Below are 305 nucleotides of genomic sequence, written 5' to 3'. Positions count from 1 at the left end.
ATCTTCGTCTTCCAGTCGAAAGACGACAAAGAGTTGCGATACATCCTGAAACGCGACAACTTCGACCGTCCGGTCTGCATCGATCGGGACAGCCGATTGAACAAGTTGAACCGATTTCCGCAAGATATTACATTTCAGACTTTCTTGCTTGATAAGAATAATAAGGTGAAGGTGATCGGCAATCCGGTGCATAACTTGGCTGTCAGGGATTTGTATTTGAAACAGATGACCGGGAAAATATCACCGGGGCGCGACCGGATCAAAACGACGGCAAAAGCCATAAACAGCGAAGTAGACTTCGGCGC

Annotated in this window: 1 pseudogene; it reads left to right on the top strand. The window is 47.5% G+C overall.

Features of this window, described 5'->3' with window-relative positions:
- A pseudogene (locus tag BHV83_RS11125) lies at positions 1 to 305 on the top strand (hypothetical protein); the annotation flags it as partial.

Source organism: Parabacteroides sp. merdae-related_45_40, assembly GCF_001915675.1.
The sequence above is the reverse complement of the archived record's forward strand: the minus strand, read 5'-3'. Positions and strand labels throughout refer to the sequence as shown.